Below are 18,415 nucleotides of genomic sequence, written 5' to 3' on the forward strand. Positions count from 1 at the left end.
CGTTACTCCTGGTGACCGTTGTGGTGAGCGCCGCCGGTCGTCGGGACCGACTTCTGCACCTGCACCAGGAACTCGACGTTCGACTGCGTCTCCTTGAGGTTCCGCAGCACGATCTCGAGGGCCTGCTGCGGGTCGAGCCCGGCGAGGGCTCGGCGCAGACGCCAGGTGATCTTGACCTCGTCGGCGGAGAGCAGCTGCTCCTCGCGACGGGTGCCGGAGGCGTTGACGTCGACGGCCGGGAAGATCCGCTTGTCGGCCAGGTGACGGTTCAGGCGGAGCTCCATGTTGCCGGTGCCCTTGAACTCCTCGAAGATGACCTCGTCCATCTTGGAACCGGTCTCGACGAGCGCGGTGGCGAGGATGGTCAGCGAGCCGCCGTCCTCGATGTTGCGCGCGGCACCGAAGAAGCGCTTCGGCGGGTAGAGCGCCGCCGAGTCGACGCCACCGGAGAGCACGCGGCCCGACGCCGGGGTCGACAGGTTGTAGGCACGGCCCAGACGGGTGATCGAGTCGAGCAGCAGCACGACGTCGTGGCCCAGCTCCACCAAGCGCTTCGCACGCTCGATGGCGAGCTCGGCGACCGTGGTGTGGTCCTCGGCCGGACGGTCGAAGGTCGAGGCGATGACCTCGCCCTTCACCGTGCGCTGCATGTCGGTGACCTCTTCGGGCCGCTCGTCGACGAGGACGACCATGAGGTGCGCCTCGGGGTTGTTCTTCGCGACGGCGTTGGCGATGGCCTGCAGCACGACGGTCTTGCCGGCCTTGGGCGGCGAGACGATGAGGCCGCGCTGGCCCTTGCCGATCGGCGACACGAGGTCGATGATGCGGGTGCTCAGCTTGCCCGGCTCCGTCTCGAGGCGCAGGCGCTCGTTCGGGTACAGCGGGGTGAGGTCCGAGAAGTCGACACGGGCCGCTGCTTCTTCGGCGGTCTGGCCGTTGACCGAGTCGACGGTCACGAGCGCGTTGTACTTCTGACGGCTCTGCTGCTCGTTGTCACGGGGCTGCTTGATCGAACCGACGACGGCGTCGCCCTTGCGCAGGTGGTACTTCTTCACCTGGCCGAGGGAGACGTAGACGTCGTTCGGTCCGGGCAGGTAGCCGGTGGTGCGGACGAACGCGTAGTTGTCGAGGACGTCGAGGATGCCCGCGATCGGGATCAGGACGTCGTCCTCGGTGACCTCGGGCTCGAAGTCGTCGTTCTGGCCGCCACGGCCGCGCTTGCGGTCACGCTGGCGACGGCTGCGGCCGCCCTCGGTGTCGTCGGCGTTCTGCTGGGCCTGCTGGCCCTGCTTCTGCTGACCGTTCTGCTTCTGCTGGTTGGCCGCCTGCTGCTTCTGCTCGGCGCGGTCGTCCTGCTTCGCGTCGCGCTGCTTGGAGTCGCCCTGCTTCGCGTCGGCCTGCTTGGCGTCGGCCTGCTTCTGCTGGTCGCCGCCGTTCTGCTTCTGCTGGCCGCCCTGCTGGTGCTGCTGGCCGTCCTGCTGCTCGCCGTTCTGCTCGCCGTTCTCGGCGTTCTGCCCACGCCCACGACCACGACCACGGCTGCGACGGCCGCGACGCGAACCACCCTCACCGTTCTGGTCGTTCTGGTCGTGCTGCTCGCCGAAGTCGGCGGCACCGGACTGGTCCTGCGACTCGCCGTCGGTGCTCTGCTGCTCGGTCCGCGCCTGCTGTTCGGTCCGCGCCTGCTGCTCGGTGCGGGCCTGCTGGTCGGTCTGAGCGGGTGCCGAGGTCGGCGTCTGCTGGTCGGCCGACTCGTTCGGCTGCTGGGCCTGCTGGTCGGCACCGCGCTGGCCGCGGCCGCGACGCTGCCCACCGGTCTGCGTCTGGGCGGCTTCCTGGGCGTCCTTCTCGGCACGCACCTGGTCGAGGCCCGCGAGCAGGTCCTCGGTGCCGGTGTGGCCGGCGTTGGTGTGCTCGGCGGCCGAGGTCGGGCCGGCGTTCACGGTGCCACCGGACGACGCGCGGCGCGAACGGCGGGCACGCGACGGCGCGGCCGGCTCGGACTCGACGGCGGGTGCCTCGGGGTCGGCGACCGGAGCGATCGGTGCCTCGGCTCCGGGCTCCGGCAGCGTCGGCTGCTCGGTCACCGGCGCCGCGGCGGGGGTCGTGGCGGGCGCTGCCGCAGCGGGGACGTCGTCCGTGACGGGGCGCTTGTCCTCGATGGAGGCGATGAGGTCGCCCTTGCGGAGCTTGGAGAGCCCGGTGATGCCGAGCGAGGAGGCGATGCGCTGGAGTTCCGGCAGGCGGAGGGCGCGCAGGTCGCTGGGGATCTCCACCGGGGCGGAGTTGTTGTCGGTCAAGGTCGGTGTTTCCTTTCGAACCGCAGAACGCGGAGAGTTTCCACCGTCCCGGATGCACGGGTATGCATCGACCGCCGTTCAGACGACGGACCGGGATTCGGTGATCAGAAAGAGATGCACACCCGCGCGCCGGACCCTGCGACGTCGCAGGCGCTGTCCTTGAGGACGGGCATACCGTGCGGTTACGCGGGTTCGGCTTCGAGCGCCGAGTGCGCCACCACTGTAGCACCACCGAGATCGACGGCCAGCATGAGCGCGCGCCAGTCGGATTCCCCGTGTCGGGCGACGAGATCCGCGGCCGTGAGCCGTTGTGCCGGGTCGCTGCCGAGCACGAGCAGGCTCGGTCCCGCCCCGGACACGACGGCCGCGAGGCCGTGCTGCCGGAGCAGGCCGATCAGTGCGTCGGTCTCCGGCATCGCGCTCGCCCGGTACGCCTGGTGCAGGCGGTCCTCGGTCGCGGCGAGCAGGAGCTCGGGGCTCTGGATGAGCGCGGCGACGAGCAGCGCGGAACGGGAGACGTTGAACGCGGCGTCGGCGTGCGGGACGTTCTCGGGCTGCAGGGAGCGGGCGAGCTTCGTCGACAGCGTGGACGTCGGCACGAACACGACCGGTGCGACGCCGCGGTGCACCAGGAGGCGCTTGTACGCGGGTCCCTCGGCCGTCATCCACGCGATGGTGAGCCCACCGAAGAGTGCGGGGGCGACGTTGTCCGGGTGCCCCTCCATCTCGGTGGCCAGGCTGAGCAGGGTCGAGGCGTCCAGGTCGACGATGCCCTCGAGCAGCCCGCGGGCCGCCATCAGGCCGGCGACGATCGCGGCCGCCGAGGAACCGAGCCCGCGGCCGTGCGGGATCGCGTTCGTGGCGTGCAGCTCGAGGCCGGGCTGGTCGACGCCGGCGTGCTCGAGGCCGCGGCGGACGGCGCGCACGACCAGGTTCGTGTCGTCGGTGGCGACCTCGCCGGCACCGACGCCCTGCACCGTGACGGTGGCGCCGGCTTCCGGTCGGACCCGGACGACGACCTCGTCGTACAGCGAGAGCGCAAGACCGAGCGAGTCGAACCCCGGGCCGAGGTTCGCGGACGTCGCCGGCACGCGGACGCGCACGGCCCGTCCGGCGGGCAACACGTGGGCCGCCCGCCCGGCGGGCACAGCGTGGACCGCCCGTCCGGCCGGTACAGCACTGTGGGCGGTGACGCCCTCCCCCGGTCCGGACGAGCGGTCGGGGCTCACTGCGCCGCGACCAGTCCGAGCACGTCCGCGATCGACTTGGTGTCGACCGGCACGCTCGTCGGGGTGACCTCGCTGCCGTCCTCGGTGCGCAGGGCCCACTGCGGGTCCTTCAGGCCGTGGCCGGTGACGGTGATGACGACCTTCGCGCCCTTCGGCACGACGCCGGCGTCGGCGCGCTCGAGCAGCCCGGCGACACCGATGGCCGACGCGGGCTCGACGAAGACGCCGACCTCGGCCGACAGGATGTGGTGCGCGGCGAGGATCGCCTCGTCCGAGATCGCGCCGAAGTAGCCGTCGGTCTCGTCGCGGGCCTCGAGGGCGAACTGCCACGAGGCCGGGTTGCCGATGCGGATCGCGGAGGCGATGGTGTCGGGGTTCTTGACGACCTCGCCACGGACGATCGGTGCGGAACCGGCGGCCTGGAACCCGAACATGCGCGGGAGCTTCGTCGTGCGACCGGCGGCCACGTCCTCGCGGTAGCCACGGGAGTACGCGGTGTAGTTGCCCGCGTTGCCGACCGGCAGGAAGTGGAAGTCCGGGGCGTCGCCGAGGACGTCGACGACCTCGAACGCAGCGGTCTTCTGACCCTCGATGCGGTCGTTGTTGACCGAGTTGACGAGGTGCACCGGGTAGTTCGCCGCCAGGTCGCGGGCGATGTCGAGGCAGTCGTCGAAGTTGCCCTGGACCTGCAGCAGCTGGGCGTCGTGGGCGACGGCCTGGCTGAGCTTGCCCATGGCGATCTTGCCCTCGGGCACGAGCACCGCGGCGGTGATGCCGGCGTGCGTGGCGTACGCGGCGGCCGAGGCGCTGGTGTTGCCGGTCGAGGCGCAGATGACGGCCTTCGCGCCGTGCTCGACGGCCTTCGAGATCGCCATCGTCATGCCGCGGTCCTTGAAGGACCCGGTCGGGTTCATGCCCTCGAACTTGACGTAGACCTCGGCGCCGGTGCGCTCGGAGAGCCGACGAGCCGGGATGAGGGGCGTGCCGCCCTCGCCGAGCGTGACGATCGGCGTCGCCTCGGTCACGTCGAGTCGGTCGGCGTACTCGCGCAGGACTCCCTGCCACTGGTGGGCCATCAGGCTTCTCTCTCTGTCCGGTGGGTCGGTCTGGTGGTGGTTCGCGGTCGGCCTGGAGGCCCGTGGTGCGTCAGGCGCCGACGAAGCGCAGGACGCTGGTCACGTCCAGGACCACGTCTTCGCCGCGGAGCGTGCGGACGGTGTCCGCCAGGTCGGCTTCGCGCGCCAGGTGCGTGCCGATGACGAGCGCTGCCGTCCCCTCGGAGGCACCCGTGGTGGTCTGCTCGACGGTCTCGACGCTCACGCCGTGCTTCGCGAGCACGCCGGCGACCGTCGACAGCACGCCGGGAGCGTCCGTGACGTGCAGGGTGATCTGGTAGCGCGTGCGCACGGTGCCGATCGGGAAGACGGGCAGGTCCGACTGGGTCGACTCCGCGACACCCGGGCCGCCGATGACGTGCCGACGTGCGGCGGACACCAGGTCGCCGAGGACGGCGGACGCGGTCTCGACACCACCGGCACCGGCGCCGTAGAACATGAGGTCGCCCGCGGCCTCGGCCTCGACGAACACGGCGTTCTTCGCGCCGTGCACGCTCGCCAGGGGGTGCGACTCCGGCACGAGGGCCGGGTAGACGCGGGCGCTGACGCCCTCGCGGCCGTCCTCGTCGGTCAGTCGCTCGGCGGTCGCCAGGATCTTCACGACGTAGCCGGCCTTGCGCGCGGCGCGGACCTGCTCGATGGTCACCGAGGTGATGCCCTCGCGGTGCACGGCAGCGAGCGGCACCGAGGTGTGGAACGCCAGCGAGGCCAGGATCGCGGCCTTCTGCGCGGCGTCGTAGCCCTCGATGTCGGCGGTCGGGTCGGCCTCGGCGTACCCGAGCTCGGTCGCGGTCGCCAGGGCGTCCTCGAACGTCGCGCCCTCGCGGTCCATCAGGTCGAGGATGAAGTTCGTGGTGCCGTTGACGATGCCCATGATCCGCTCGATGCGGTCCCCGGCGAGCGAGTCGTGCAGCGGTCGGATGATCGGGATCGCTCCGGCGACGGCGGCCTCGTAGTACAGCTGCGCACCGACCTGCTCGGCCACCGCGAAGAGCTCCGGACCGTGGGTCGCGAGGAGCGCCTTGTTGCCGGTCACGACGTCCGCGCCGGACTGCAGCGCCTGCAGCACGAGCGTGCGCGCGGGCTCGATGCCACCGATCAGCTCGACGACGATGTCGGCACCGAGGATGAGCGACTCGGCGTCGGTCGTGTAGAGGTCCTTCGGCAGGTCGACGTCGCGCGGGGCGTCGACGTCGCGCACGGCGATCCCGACGAGTTCGAGGCCGGCACCGGCGCGCGAGGCGAGTTCGTCGGCGTGCTCGAGCAGGAGCCGCGCGACCTGGGACCCGACCGAGCCGGCCCCGAGCAGCGCGACGCGGACGTTGCGGTATTCGATCATCTGGAGTTGGTTCCTGTTCGTCGGGTCAGCGACCGGTGCCGGCGTGGGGCACGGGGCGGACCCCGGTGTCGCGGGCGAGGAGGTCGTCGATCGACTCGCCCCGCACGAGGATACGGGTTGTGCCGTCCGCCACGGCGACGACCGGCGGGCGGCCCACGTGGTTGTAGTTGCTCGACAGCGCCCAGCAGTACGCCCCGGTGGCTGCGACGGCGAGCAGGTCCCCCCGCTGGACGTCACCCGGCAGGTACTCGTCGCCCACCACGATGTCCCCGCTCTCGCAGTGCTTCCCGACGACGCGGGTGAGGACGGCCGGCGCCTCGGACGTCCGGGCGAGGCGAGCGGTGTAGTCGGCGCCGTACAGGGCAGGACGGGCGTTGTCGCTCATGCCGCCGTCGACGGACACGTAGGTGCGGGTGGCGTGGCCGGTGTCCGCGTCGCCGGTCTCGAGGGTGACGGGCTTGATCGTGCCGACGCGGTAGAGCGTGATGCCCGCCGGCCCGACGATGTAGCGACCGGGCTCGACGGCGACCTCGGGCACCGGGATGTCCCGCTCGGCGCAGGCCTCGGCGATGATCGCGGCGAGGGCGTCGGCGACGTCCTCGGGAGCGAAGGCGGAGTCGGCCTCGGTGTAGTCGATGCCCCAGCCGCCGCCGAGGTTCAGCTCGGGCACCGGACCGGTCTCGACGAGGGTGGCGTGCACGTCCATCAGGCGTCGAGCGGCTTCGCGGAACCCGGACTCGTCGAAGATCTGCGACCCGATGTGCGAGTGCAGCCCGACGAACACGAGCGACGACTCGGCGCGCACCGCCTCGGCCGCGGCGACGGCCTCGGTGAGCGGGATGCCGAACTTCTGGTCCTCGCGCGCGGTCGCCAGGTACTCGTGAGTGGACGCGTGGACGCCGCTGTTGATGCGGATCCGGACGCGCTGCACGACCCCGGCGTCGGCAGCGGCACGGGCGACGCGCTGGACCTCCTCGTGGCTGTCGAGCACGATCGTGCCCACGCCGACCTCGACCGCGCGGGCGATCTCGGCGTCGGACTTGTCGTTGCCGTGGAAGCCGAGCATCGCCGGGTCGATGCCCGCAGCCAGGGCGACCGCGAGCTCCCCGCCGGTGCAGACGTCCACACGCAGGTCGGCCTCGGCCATCCACGCCACGACCTGCGTCGTCAGGAACGCCTTGCCGGCGTAGTAGACGTGCGCCCGGGTGCCGATGCCCTCGAAGGCCTCGGTGAACGCGTTCCGCACCCGGACCGCACGCGACTGCACGTCACGCTCGTCGACGACGTACAGCGGAGTGCCGTACTGCCGGACGAGGTCCGTCGCGGTGACACCGCCGACCGCCAGGTCGCCGTCGTCGGTCCGCGTCGCGGACGCGGGCCAGATCCGGTCCACCAGCTCGGAGGCGTCCGTCGGGAACCGCAGTCGCGGCGGTGCAAGGGGGTTCTCGCTCACGGGACCCGATCCTACCGACGCGGGGCGGGCCTCCCGTCCGTGTGACGCAGCCACGGGATCAGCCGCAGCTGCCGACCGTCTGCAGGCCCTGCTCGTTGAGCGGTAGCGCGTCCGCGGTGACGCGGACCGTCGCGTCGGCCTTCGAGACGTCGAGCGAGCGCACGCGGAGCGCCTCGGGCAGGAACTGCGCCGTGCAGACCTGCACCGGCACGTTCGTGACGCCGGGGATCGAGTCCACCTTGAGGCCGAGGTCGGAGTTCGTGATCCGCACGCTCTTCGGGGTGATCGTGATGCCGCGGCCGTCGTCCTGCGCGACCACGTCGCCCTTCGCCGCGTAGGTGATGTCGTAGCCGAGCACCGCCGTGGAACCGGACAGCTCGACGCCGCCGTCCACCAGGGACAACCGGTCGAACAGCGGGCTGTACTTCGACAGGTCCTTCACGCTCGACGACGCCAACGTGACCGTGCCGTCGACGTCGTGCACGTCGCCCTTGCCGTCCACGGGGACGTCCTTCGCGGTGACGTCGGCGGCGAGCGGGATGCCGTCGACGGTGAGCTTCTCGGACGTGATCTCGACCTGGTCGAGGGTGCCACCGATCAGCTGCGGGATGACGATGCCGTCGGCGTGCGCCTCGACCTGGCCCGTCGTGCCGTCGGGCAGCGACTGCTCGACCTGCTGGGCGATGATGCGGTCGACGACCCCGCGGAGCACGAACTCGGCGATCACGACGAGGGCGGCGAGCAGGACGACGACCACGAGCAGGACGACGGGCCAGCGGCGGCGCTTGCGGGGGCGTTCGGTGGCGGCGGACATGCGTCCCACCCTGCCAGGTGGTCCCGTCAGCCTGCCTGGAGGCGCGGGGGGCGTCCGGTGGGCGGGTGCGGCGGGGCGATGGGTTCCTTCCACACCGTGGAACGGACACAGCACCGCGGGATTCCGCGGTGCTGTGTCCGGAACCTGGTTCCGGGGGGGGGGGCGGGCGCTCCGCTACATGCGGGACGGAGCGCTCACGCCGAGCAGGCCGAGGCCGTTGCGGACGACCTGGCCGGTGGCGTCGTTCAGCCACAGGCGCGTGCGGTGCAGGTCGGTGACCGGCTCGTCGCCGAGCGGGGTCACGCGGCAGGCGTCGTACCAGCGGTGGTACAGGCCGGCGAGCTGCTCGATGTAGCGGGCGATGCGGTGCGGCTCGCGGAGCTCCGCGGCGTGGCGCACCACGCGCGGGTACTCGGCGAGGGCGCCGAGCAGCGCACCCTCGGAGTCGTGCGTCAACAGCGAGGCGTCGAACACGGAGCGGTCGACCCCCGCGGCCTCGGCGTTGCGGGCCACCGACTGGGTGCGCGCGTGGGCGTACTGCACGTAGAAGACGGGGTTGTCGTTGGTCCGCTTCGTGAGCAGGTCGAGGTCGATGTCGATCGCGGTGTCGCTGGCGAACCGGACGAGCGAGTACCGGCCGGCGTCGACGCCCACCGCGTCGACGAGGTCCTCCATCGTGACGATCGTGCCGTTGCGCTTGGACATGCGCATCGGCTCGCCGTCCTTGAGCAGGTTGACCATCTGCCCGATCAGGATCTCGAGGTTCGTGCCCGGCTCGTCGCCGAACGCGGCGCACATCGCCATCATCCGGCCGACGTAGCCGTGGTGGTCCGCACCGAGCATGATCAGGTTGCGATCGAAGCCGCGCTCGCGCTTGTCGAGGTAGTACGCCAGGTCGCCGGCGATGTACGCGGGCTCGCCGTCGGACTTGATGACCACACGGTCGCGGTCGTCGCCGAAGTCGGTCGTGCGGAGCCACTCGGCGCCCTCGGCCTCGTACATCACGCCCGCCGAACGCAGCCGGGCGATGGCGCGCTCGACGGCCTTCGACTCGTGCAGGGCGTTCTCGTGGAAGTAGACGTCGAAGTCCACGCCGAAGTCGTGCAGCGACGACTTGATGTCCGCGAACATGAAGTCGACGCCCTCACGCCGGAAGAGTTCCTGCGCCTCGTCGCGCGGCAGGTCCTTCACGTCGACCGAGGGGTCGAGCGTCGCGATGACGCGGGCCGCGATCTCGGCGATGTACGCACCGCCGTAGCCGTCCTCCGGCGTGGGCTCACCGAGCGCCGACGCGACGAGCGAGCGGGCGAAGCGGTCGATCTGCGCGCCGTGGTCGTTGAAGTAGTACTCGCGGGTGACGAGGCCGCCCTGCGCCTGGAACACGCGAGCCAGGCTGTCGCCGACCGCCGCCCAGCGCACGCCACCCATGTGGATCGGGCCGGTCGGGTTCGCCGACACGAACTCCAGGTTGATCCGGACGCCGTCGTACAGGTCGCCGTGCCCGAAGGCGTCGCCGCCCTCGACGATCGTGCGGGCGATCTCACCGGCCGCTGCGGCCTCGAGCGTGATGTTGATGAACCCCGGGCCGGCGACGTCGACCGAGGCCACGCCGTCGAGCTCGGTCAGCTCGCCGGCGATCTCCGTCGCGAGCTCGCGCGGGTTCGTGCCGATGCGCTTCGCGAGCTGCATGGCGGCGTTCGAGGCCCAGTCGCCGTGCGCACGGTTCTTCGGACGCTCGAGCACCACGTGGGAGTCCCCGATCGTCACGGTCTCGGACGCGCCTCGTCGCTCGACGATCCCGGTCAGGATCGACAGGTACGCGGCGGAGAGTTCGGCAGGAGTCACGGCGGACGAGTCTACCGGGACACCCAGGTGCACGCCGGACGATGGGCCATCATGTCGGGATGACCACCCGAAGCCGTGCCCGGGCGTGCTCCGTCGCCGTCGTCACCGCCGCAGCAGCACTCGCGTTGTCGGCCTGCTCGGGCGGCGGGGACAGCCACCCGACGCCCAGCCCGACCCCGGTCGGCAAGACGGTGTCGCAGACCTGCGCCGAGCTCCTGCCGACCGAGGCCCTGTCGGTGTACGGGACGACCTTCGCGCTCGACGGCTCCTTCACCCCCGCGAAGGGCTCCCCCGCCGCCACGATCGCGAAGCAGCGGGGCCGCGTCTGCCAGTTCGTCGCCACCGACGACGACACCGAGACGATCACCCTGGCTGTCGCCGACCTGCCTGAGAAGTCGCTCACGAACCTGAAGGACGCCCTGTACGACCGGGGCGGATCGGTCCCCACCTACCGCGTCGAGGGCTACTTCGCGCTGAACGACGGCATCGGCCGCGCGGATGTCTTCGCCGACCCGTACTGGATCACCACGCAGTCGACGCTGTTCACGGAGCCCGGCGGCGCACAGCCCGTCGTCGACGCGGTGCGCGCAGCGCTGCAGCCGTCGGCGACGGCGACGGCGACACCCGCGGGCTGAGGCGACCGCGCCGGCACGGTGCGGGGTCCGCCGCCCGGTGCGAGGTTGCACGCTTGGTGCGCGCTTGCAGCGCCGCACGGAGCGCGCAAGCCCGCACGGGCCCGAAACGCGCGCACGGTGCGGACGGGAGGCCCGTGGCGGGCCCGCACCGCGCCTCCCGTCCGACGGCCACCACGCACAGTGCCGGGCCCGCCGCCCGGTGCGAGGTTGCACACTTGGTGCGCGCTTGCAGCGCCGCACGGAGCGCGCAACCTCGCACGGGCCCGAGACGCACGCACGGTGCGGACGGGAGGCCCGTGGCGGGCCCGCACCGCGCCTCCCGTCCGCCCTGCAGCCGCGTCTCGTGCGCGACACGCGCTGTCCAGGAGGGCACGCCGGACCTGCTACGGTTGTTGCACCCCTTGGCCCCCATAGCTCAGGGGATAGAGCACTGCCCTCCGGAGGCAGGGGCGGAGGTTCGAATCCTCCTGGGGGCACCGTGACATTCCCGCGCAAGCAGTTGTCTTCGCTGCGCTCAGTCAGTTGCGCGCGATGTCGCCTGCGGCGACCTTCCCCCGTTGAGACTCTCCGGGATGGGTTGCGCACGTCGTGGCGGATGTTGGCGTTCGCGCGGATGATGAGCAGGAATGGTCGGGTCGGGGGAATCGACTCGACAGTTTCTGCTCACGAAGCGCCCGCGCGCACCGCGCTACCCCGTGTTTCCCCGCGCGTCACGCGCACCCCCTAGGATCACGGGCCGGTCGTCCTGCACGCGACCGGGAAGAGGGAACCGATGACCACCGGCACCGGGAACGCGCAGCTCGAACTCGCACGCGGCGGGCACGCCCCCGCACCACGGACCCTGTTCGACGTCCTCGCGGCGACCGCGGCCACCCACCCGACCGCCACCGCGCTCGAGGACCCCGCGGGCACCGTCGACTACGCCGCCCTGCTCGACCTGGTGCGCGCGCAGGCCGACGACCTCGCCCGTCGCGGCGTCCGCCGGGGTGACCGGGTCGGGGTGCGGATCCCCTCCGGCGGGCGTGCCCTGTACCTGTCGATCCTCGCGGTCCTCGCCGCCGGAGCCGCCTACGTGCCCGTCGACGCCGACGACCCCGAGGAACGCGCGACCCTCGTGTTCGGCGAGGCCGGCGTCGTCGGCGTCATCGGGGCCAGCGGCGTCCTGCGCGACCGCGACGGCGGCGAGCTGCCCGTGACGGACCCCACGGCGAGCGCCGCACGCCCCCACGAGGACGACGACGCGTGGATCATCTTCACCTCGGGGTCGACCGGGGTGCCGAAGGGCGTGGCGGTCACCCACCGCAGTGCTGCGGCGTTCGTGGACGCCGAGGCGCGGATGTTCCTGCAGGCGGCGCCGATCGGTCCCGGTGACCGCGTGCTGGCGGGGCTGAGTGTGGCGTTCGATGCGTCGTGCGAGGAGATGTGGCTGGCATGGGGGCACGGTGCCGCGTTGGTGCCGGCGCCGCGGTCGCTGGTGCGGACGGGGGTGGACCTCGGGCCGTGGTTGATCGCGCACACGATCACGGTGGTGTCGACGGTGCCGACGCTGGCCGCGCTGTGGCCGGACGACGCGTTGGAGCAGGTGCGGCTGGTCATCTTCGGTGGTGAGGCGTGCCCGCCGGAGCTGGCGGCGCGGATCGCGAGCCGGGATCGTGAGGTGTGGAACACGTACGGTCCGACGGAGGCGACGGTGGTGGCGTGCGGGTCGCTGCTCGACGGGAGCCAGCCGATCCGGATCGGGCTGCCGCTGGACGGGTGGGACCTGGCGGTCGTGGACGGTGCCGGGCAGCGGGTGGAGCCGGGCGGGGTCGGTGAGCTCGTGATCGGCGGTGTCGGGCTGGGTCGGTACCTGGACCCGGCGAAGGACGCGGAGAAGTACGCCCCGTTCCCGGAGCTCGGGTGGGAGCGGGCGTACCGGAGTGGTGACCTGGTGCGGTACGACCCCGAGGGGCTCGTGTTCCAGGGGCGTGCGGACGACCAGGTGAAGCTCGGTGGTCGGCGCATCGAGCTCGGGGAGATCGACGCGGCGCTGCAGGCGCTCGACGACGTGGCCGGTGGTGCGGCCGTGGTGCAGCGGACCCCGGCGGGCAACCAGGTGCTGGTGGGGTACGTGGCACCGGTGGCGGGTGCCACGGTGGACGTCGCGGCTGCGAACGCCCGGTTGCGGCGGGAGCTGCCCGCTGCGCTCGTCCCGCTCGTCGCCGTGGTGGACTCGTTGCCGACGCGGACGTCGGGCAAGGTCGACCGTGCGGCGCTGCCGTGGCCGTTGCCCGGGGCGACGGACGCCGCGATGCTGCCGGACACGGTGGCGTGGATCGCGGAGCGCTGGGCGGCGATCCTCGGGGTGCCGGTGTCGAGCGTCGACGACGACTTCTTCGCGCACGGTGGCGGGTCGCTGACGGCGGCGCAGCTGGTGTCCGCGATCCGCGAGCGGTTCCCGACGACGACCGTCGCCGACGTCTACGACCACCCGCGCATCGGCGCGCTGGCGGCCGCGTTGGACGAGTCCGGTCCGGTGGCGGCCGCATCGCGCGACGTGACGCCGGTCCCGCCGACGACGGGCCTCGCGATGACGCTGCTGGGCTTGCCGGTGCAGGTGCTGCGCGGGTTGCGGGTCCTGACGTGGACGGCGCTGGTCGCGGCGGTGCTGCACGCGACGACGCTGCCGTTCCTGCCGGTGCTCCCCTGGCCGGCGCTCGTGGTCGCGCTGCTGGTGTTCGTGACGCCGATCGGCAAGATGGCGCTCACGGTCGTGCTGGCCCGGCTGCTGCTCGTCGGGGTCCGGCCGGGCGACCACCCGCGGGGCGGTTCGGTGCACCTGCGGGTCTGGCTGGCGGAGCGGATCGCCGAGGCGGTCGACGGTCCCTCGACCGCCGGGGCACCGTGGATCAGCTACTACGCCCGTGCGCTCGGGGCGCGGATCGGCACGGACGTCGACCTGCACACGCTCCCGCCGGTGACCGGGATGCTCACGATCGGCAAGCGTGCGTCGATCGAGCCCGAGGTGGACCTCGCGGGGCACTGGGTGGACGGTGACGTGTTCCGGCTCGGCCGGGTCCGTGTCGACGACGACGCCGTCGTGCACAGCCGCACCACGCTGCTGCCCGGTGCGCACGTGGGCGCGGGTGCCGAGGTCGAGGCCGGCTCGGCCGTCGCCGGCCGGGTGCCCGCCGGTCAGCGCTGGGCGGGTTCCCCCGCCGAACGCGTCGGGTCGGCCAGGCACGGCCGGGAGGCCCGTCCCCCGTCGCGTCGACGCTGGCTGCTGGCGTACGGGGCCGGCTCCGTGGCCGTGGCCGGGTTGCCGGTGATCGGGGTCGCGGTCGGGCTGCTGGTCGCCGTCGCCCTGGTCGGGCGTGCGTCGACGCTCGGTGACGCGGTGCTGCGCGCCCTCGCGACCGTGCCGCTCGCGACCGTCGTCGCCGGGGCCGTGTACGCGCTGCTCGTGGTGGGGTCGGTGCGGTTGCTCGGCATCGGGCTGCACGAGGGGCGTCACCCCGTGCGTTCGCGGATCGGGTGGCAGGCGTGGTCGACGGAGCGGGTGCTGGACGCGGCGCGGACGCTGCTGTTCCCGCTGTACGCCTCGCTCGTGACGCCCGTGTGGTTGCGGCTGCTCGGGGCGAAGGTCGGCCGGAACACGGAGATCTCGACGGTCCTGCTAATCCCCGCGCTGACGCAGATCGCGTCCGGCGCCTTCCTGGCCGACGACACCATGGTCGCCACGTACGAGCTCGGTGGTGGCCGGGTGCGGATCGGCCGGTCGAAGGTCGGGCGGCGGGCGTTCCTCGGCAACAGCGGGATGACGGGCGCCGGACGCTCGGTCCCGCGCGAGGCGCTGGTGGCGGTGCTGTCCGCCGTGCCGAAGAAGGCCAAGCGCGGGTCGTCGTGGCTCGGCTCACCCCCGGTGCGGCTGCGCCGTGCGGCGACGCAGTTCGACGAGGAGCGCACCTTCCGTCCGCCCGTCCGACTCAAGGTCGCCCGCGGCTGCTGGGAGCTGCTGCGGCTCGTCGCCCCGATGGTGTCCGCCGCGATCGCCCTCGGGGTGGCGGGCACCCTGCTCGCCCTGTGGTCGGCGGTCGGCGTCGGGTGGACGGTGCTGCTCGCCGGACCGGTGCTCATCGTCGCCGGGGCCGTCGCCGCGGTGGTGTCGACGATCGCGAAGTGGGCGTTCGTCGGCCGGATCACCGCCCGGGAGCACCCGCTGTGGTCGTCGTTCGTGTGGCGCAACGAGGTGCAGGACACCTTCGTCGAGACGGTCGCCCGACCCTGGTTCGCCGAGCAGGCCACCGGCACCCCGGCCCTGGCGGCGTGGCTGCGGAGCCTCGGCGCGACGATCGGCCGCGGCACCTGGCTCGAGACCTACTGGCTGCCCGAGGCCGACCTCGTCACGATCGGGGCCGGCGCATCGGTGGCGCGCGGGACCGTCGTGCAGACCCACCTGTTCCACGACCGGGTGATGCAGCTCGACACCGTGCACCTCGACGCCGGCGCGACCCTCGGGCCGCACAGCGTCGTCCTGCCCGCAGCCGGCATCGGCACGGGCGCCACGGTGGGTCCGGCCTCGCTCGTGATGCGCGGCGAGCAGGTGCCCACCGGGTCCCGCTGGTCCGGCAACCCCATCGCTCCGTGGACAGCCGAACCGGCCACCGTGGCGGACTGACCGGCGCCATGGGGTTGACTGGGACCGTGCCGAACACCCCCACTGCCGACCCGTACACCCCGCACAGCGGCGACCGACGCTGGAGCGCCGAGCACTACGACCTCCGCCTCGACTACCGCGTGGCCACGAACCGTCTCGACGGCACGGCGACGATCACCGCCCGAGCCCACGAACCCCTCGACCGGATCGTCATCGACCTGCACGGCCTGAGCGTCGAGCGTGCCGACGTCGACGGCACCCGCGCGAAGAAGGTGTCGAAGGCGGTGCACAAGGTCACCGTGACCCCGGCGTCGCCGATCGCGGCCGACACCACGTTCACCGTGCACCTGCGGTACCGCGGCAACCCGCGCCCCGTCCGCAGCGCCTGGGGCCAGGTCGGGTGGGAGGAACTCACCGACGGCGTCATCGTCGCAGCCCAGCCGACGGGGGCACCCTCGTGGTTCCCGTGCAACGACCGACCGGACGACAAGGCGACCTACCGGTTCGAGATCGCCGCCGAGGCTGCGTACGACGTCCTGGCGAACGGTGAACTGCTCGGCAAGGAACGCGACCGCATCGGCACCCGCTGGACCTACGCCACCACCGAGCCGATGGCGACGTACCTGGCGACGGTGCAGATCGGGCGGTACCGCACGACGAGGCTCCGCGGCGCCGTCGTCCCCGTGACCCTGCACCACCCCGCCGACCTGGCGGCCGCCGCGAAGACCGACTTCGGGCAGGTACCGGAGATGCTCGCGCTGTTCTCGGACCGCTTCGGCCCGTACCCGTTCGCGGCGTACGGCGTCGTGGTCACCGACGACGAGCTCGAGATCCCCCTCGAGGCCCACGGGCTCGCGGTGTTCGGCCGGAACCACGTCGACGGCGAGCACGGCACCGACCGGCTCATCGCGCACGAGCTCGCGCACCAGTGGTTCGGCAACTCGGTGACGGTCACCCGCTGGCAGGACATCTGGCTGCACGAGGGGTTCGCCTGCTACGCCGAGTGGTTGTGGTCCGAGCACCACGGCGGCGACACCGCCGACGTGCTCGCTGCGCAGTACCGGCAGGGGCTCCTCGACCAGCCAGAGGACCTCGTCGTCGGCGACCCCGGCGCGAAGGACATGTTCGACGACCGGGTCTACAAGCGCGGCGCCCTCGCACTGCATGCCGTCCGCCACGCGTTCGGCGACGACGCGTTCACCGCCGGGCTCCGCAGCATCACCGAACGGCACCGGCACGGTTCGGTGACGGTGCCCGACGTGCTCAGTGCGTTCGCCGACGCCGCCGGCCGTTCCGTCGCGGACGTCCGGGCGGTGACCGGGCCCTGGATCGACGAGGCGTCGGTACCGGCGCTGCCCGCGCCGCGCGTCGACTAGCCAGCCAGCTCGCCGTCGGCCGGGTCGCAGCTGACCTCGGACCAGACCGCGTCGAGCGACAGCCCGACCACGCCGGCGACGGACGCGATGGTCGAGAACGCCGGGGTCGCGATCCGCCCGGTCTCGATCTTGCGGAGCGTCTCGGGCGAGATCCCGGCGGCGAGGGCGGTGTCGACGATCGACCGTGGGCCACGTGCGCGGCGGAGCAGGGCACCGAGACGGCGGCCGCGCGCGACCTCGTCGGGGCGGAGCGGGAGACGGACCATCCCCACATAGTAATACCGGTATGATCATCCGCGTGATCGAGATCCTGACACCCGCCGAGGTCGAGAAGGCCCGTGCCACCGGAGCCCTCGTCGGCACCATCCTGCAGACCCTGCGCGAACGGACCCGCGTGGGCACCAACCTGCTCGAGATCGACCGGTGGGCGAAGCAGATGATCGAGGACGCCGGCGCGGACTCCTGCTACGTCGACTACGCACCGTCGTTCGGCCGCGGTCCGTTCGGCCACCACATCTGCACCGCCGTGAACGACGCCGTGCTGCACGGGCTGCCGCACGACCGGGTCCTGGCGGACGGCGACCTGCTCACCCTTGACCTCGCGGTGTCGCTGGACGGCATCGCCGCCGACGCCGCCGTGAGCTTCGTCGTCGGCACCCCGCGCGACGAGGACCTCGCCCTCATCGACGCGACCGAGCGCGCCCTGGCCGCCGGGATCGCCGCCGCCGGCCCCGGGGCCCGCATCGGCGATCTGTCGCACGCCATCGGGACCGTGCTCGAGGGTGCGGGCTACCCGGTCAACGTCGAGTTCGGCGGCCACGGCATCGGCTCGACCATGCACCAGGACCCGCACGTGTCGAACACGGGCCGCGCGGGCCGCGGTTACACGCTCCGGCCCGGCCTCCTGCTCGCGCTCGAACCGTGGGTGATGGCGGACACCGACGTGCTCGTCACCGATGCCGACGGCTGGACGCTCCGCAGTGCCACGGGAGCCCGGACGGCCCACACCGAGCACACCATCGCGATCACCGAGGACGGCGCCGAGGTGCTCACACTCCCCCGCTGAGCGTCCCCTCGACCACGACGGGCAGCCCGCCGGCCGCGACGACGAGCACCAGGTCGGGTGCCGGCCGGTGGATCGTCACCGGGTGGTCTCGCCCCTCGAACCGCGCGGTGCCGGCAGCGACGTCCACGTCGACCGACAGCGGATCGACGCGCAGGCCCCGACCGTCGCGCTTCAGCACGGCCTCCTTCGCCGCCCAGCAGGCCGCGAGCAAGCCGGCATCACCGGCCGAGCGCTCGCGTTCGCCGGGCGTGAAGACGTCGAGGGGCGCTGCGCCGACGCGGGACACCCGCTCGAGGTCGACGCCGACCGGGCCCGGCGCGACCGCGAGCGCGAGCACGCCGGTCGTGCGCGACAGACTGACGCCGACCGCGGTGCCGTGCACCGTGGCCCAGGGACGACCGTGATCGGTCCCGGCACAGTGTGGGCAGACGCGCCCCGCGCGCACGGCCGCCGTCTCGACGCCCGCAGCCGCCGCGACGGCGGCGACCAGGGCCTCCCGGTCGGCGGCACGGTCCGGACCCGGCGCGCACAAGGTCACCACGACCGCCTGGAGGCCCGACTCACCCACGCACGCAGCCTACGGTGCGCGGACGGCCGGCCCAGGGCC

General features: G+C 72.6%; 13 protein-coding genes and 1 tRNA gene. 5 read left to right on the forward strand and 9 right to left on the reverse strand.

Going from position 1 to position 18,415, the window contains the following annotated elements; all coding sequences use genetic code 11:
* Nucleotides 1–2: 2 nt before the first annotated feature.
* From rho to argS, 7 genes are all read right to left on the reverse strand, one after another.
* On the reverse strand, nucleotides 3–2,300 hold the full coding sequence (gene rho / locus EDF48_RS09895) for a transcription termination factor Rho (RefSeq protein ID WP_131879680.1): 2,298 nt from the start codon (nucleotides 2,298–2,300) through the stop codon (nucleotides 3–5).
* Between the two features lie 182 nt (nucleotides 2,301–2,482).
* Nucleotides 2,483–3,424: a homoserine kinase gene (thrB, locus tag EDF48_RS09900; RefSeq protein WP_123294435.1), complete on the reverse strand. Its 942-nt coding sequence runs from the start codon at nucleotides 3,422–3,424 to the stop codon at nucleotides 2,483–2,485.
* 101 nt (nucleotides 3,425–3,525) lie between these two features.
* Nucleotides 3,526–4,605, reverse strand: a complete 1,080-nt coding sequence (gene thrC, locus EDF48_RS09905; RefSeq protein ID WP_123294272.1) for a threonine synthase — start codon at nucleotides 4,603–4,605, stop codon at nucleotides 3,526–3,528.
* Between the two features lie 70 nt (nucleotides 4,606–4,675).
* Nucleotides 4,676–5,983, reverse strand: a complete 1,308-nt coding sequence (locus tag EDF48_RS09910) for a homoserine dehydrogenase (RefSeq protein WP_123294271.1) — start codon at nucleotides 5,981–5,983, stop codon at nucleotides 4,676–4,678.
* Between the two features lie 25 nt (nucleotides 5,984–6,008).
* Nucleotides 6,009–7,436: a diaminopimelate decarboxylase gene (gene lysA / locus EDF48_RS09915; protein WP_131879682.1), complete on the reverse strand. Its 1,428-nt coding sequence runs from the start codon at nucleotides 7,434–7,436 to the stop codon at nucleotides 6,009–6,011.
* A gap of 58 nt (nucleotides 7,437–7,494) precedes the next feature.
* Nucleotides 7,495–8,250 (reverse strand): DUF2993 domain-containing protein, encoded by a 756-nt coding sequence (locus EDF48_RS09920; protein ID WP_131879684.1) that lies wholly within the window; start codon nucleotides 8,248–8,250, stop codon nucleotides 7,495–7,497.
* Between the two features lie 174 nt (nucleotides 8,251–8,424).
* The gene (gene argS / locus EDF48_RS09925) at nucleotides 8,425–10,095 is read right to left on the reverse strand and encodes an arginine--tRNA ligase (RefSeq protein ID WP_131879686.1); all 1,671 of its coding nucleotides are present in this window, start codon (nucleotides 10,093–10,095) and stop codon (nucleotides 8,425–8,427) included.
* Nucleotides 10,096–10,154: 59 nt separating this feature from the next.
* On the opposite strand from argS, the gene EDF48_RS09930 reads away from it, so the two are divergent.
* From EDF48_RS09930 to EDF48_RS09945, 4 genes are all read left to right on the forward strand, one after another.
* Complete coding sequence (locus EDF48_RS09930) at nucleotides 10,155–10,730, forward strand: hypothetical protein (protein WP_131879688.1); 576 nt, start codon at nucleotides 10,155–10,157, stop codon at nucleotides 10,728–10,730.
* A gap of 404 nt (nucleotides 10,731–11,134) precedes the next feature.
* Nucleotides 11,135–11,206, forward strand: a tRNA-Arg gene (locus tag EDF48_RS09935).
* 296 nt (nucleotides 11,207–11,502) lie between these two features.
* On the forward strand, nucleotides 11,503–15,387 hold the full coding sequence (locus tag EDF48_RS09940; protein WP_131879690.1) for a Pls/PosA family non-ribosomal peptide synthetase: 3,885 nt from the start codon (nucleotides 11,503–11,505) through the stop codon (nucleotides 15,385–15,387).
* A gap of 26 nt (nucleotides 15,388–15,413) precedes the next feature.
* Nucleotides 15,414–16,742 carry a M1 family metallopeptidase gene (locus EDF48_RS09945; RefSeq protein ID WP_243698083.1) on the forward strand — a complete coding sequence of 443 codons (1,329 nt, stop codon included), beginning with the start codon at nucleotides 15,414–15,416 and terminating at the stop codon, nucleotides 16,740–16,742.
* Here the strand turns inward: EDF48_RS09945 and EDF48_RS09950 are convergent.
* A complete protein-coding gene (locus tag EDF48_RS09950; RefSeq protein ID WP_027465796.1) occupies nucleotides 16,739–17,008 on the reverse strand; it encodes a helix-turn-helix domain-containing protein in 270 nt (89 codons plus the stop codon). The two genes, EDF48_RS09945 and EDF48_RS09950, sit on opposite strands and share 4 nt — an antisense overlap.
* A gap of 32 nt (nucleotides 17,009–17,040) precedes the next feature.
* On the opposite strand from EDF48_RS09950, the gene map reads away from it, so the two are divergent.
* Complete coding sequence (gene map / locus EDF48_RS09955) at nucleotides 17,041–17,808, forward strand: type I methionyl aminopeptidase (protein WP_131879692.1); 768 nt, start codon at nucleotides 17,041–17,043, stop codon at nucleotides 17,806–17,808.
* Here map and EDF48_RS09960 read toward each other — a convergent pair.
* Nucleotides 17,792–18,376 carry a 4'-phosphopantetheinyl transferase superfamily protein gene (locus tag EDF48_RS09960; RefSeq protein WP_131879694.1) on the reverse strand — a complete coding sequence of 195 codons (585 nt, stop codon included), beginning with the start codon at nucleotides 18,374–18,376 and terminating at the stop codon, nucleotides 17,792–17,794. The two genes, map and EDF48_RS09960, sit on opposite strands and share 17 nt — an antisense overlap.
* Between the last annotated feature and the right edge of the window lie 39 nt (nucleotides 18,377–18,415).

This window comes from Curtobacterium sp. PhB191 (genome assembly GCF_004346515.1).
In the GTDB taxonomy this organism is placed as follows: Bacteria; Actinomycetota; Actinomycetes; order Actinomycetales; family Microbacteriaceae; genus Curtobacterium.

Excerpts from the sequence above, each read along its gene's own strand:
- EDF48_RS09940 (WP_131879690.1), top strand. The coding sequence starts at position 11,503 with ATGACCACCGGCACCGGGAACGCGCAGCTCGAACTCGCACGCGGCGGG.
- EDF48_RS09920 (WP_131879684.1), bottom strand. The coding sequence starts at position 8,250 with ATGTCCGCCGCCACCGAACGCCCCCGCAAGCGCCGCCGCTGGCCCGTC.
- thrC (WP_123294272.1), bottom strand. The coding sequence starts at position 4,605 with ATGGCCCACCAGTGGCAGGGAGTCCTGCGCGAGTACGCCGACCGACTC.
- EDF48_RS09910 (WP_123294271.1), bottom strand. The coding sequence starts at position 5,983 with ATGATCGAATACCGCAACGTCCGCGTCGCGCTGCTCGGGGCCGGCTCG.
- EDF48_RS09950 (WP_027465796.1), bottom strand. The coding sequence starts at position 17,008 with ATGGTCCGTCTCCCGCTCCGCCCCGACGAGGTCGCGCGCGGCCGCCGT.
- EDF48_RS09930 (WP_131879688.1), top strand. The coding sequence starts at position 10,155 with ATGACCACCCGAAGCCGTGCCCGGGCGTGCTCCGTCGCCGTCGTCACC.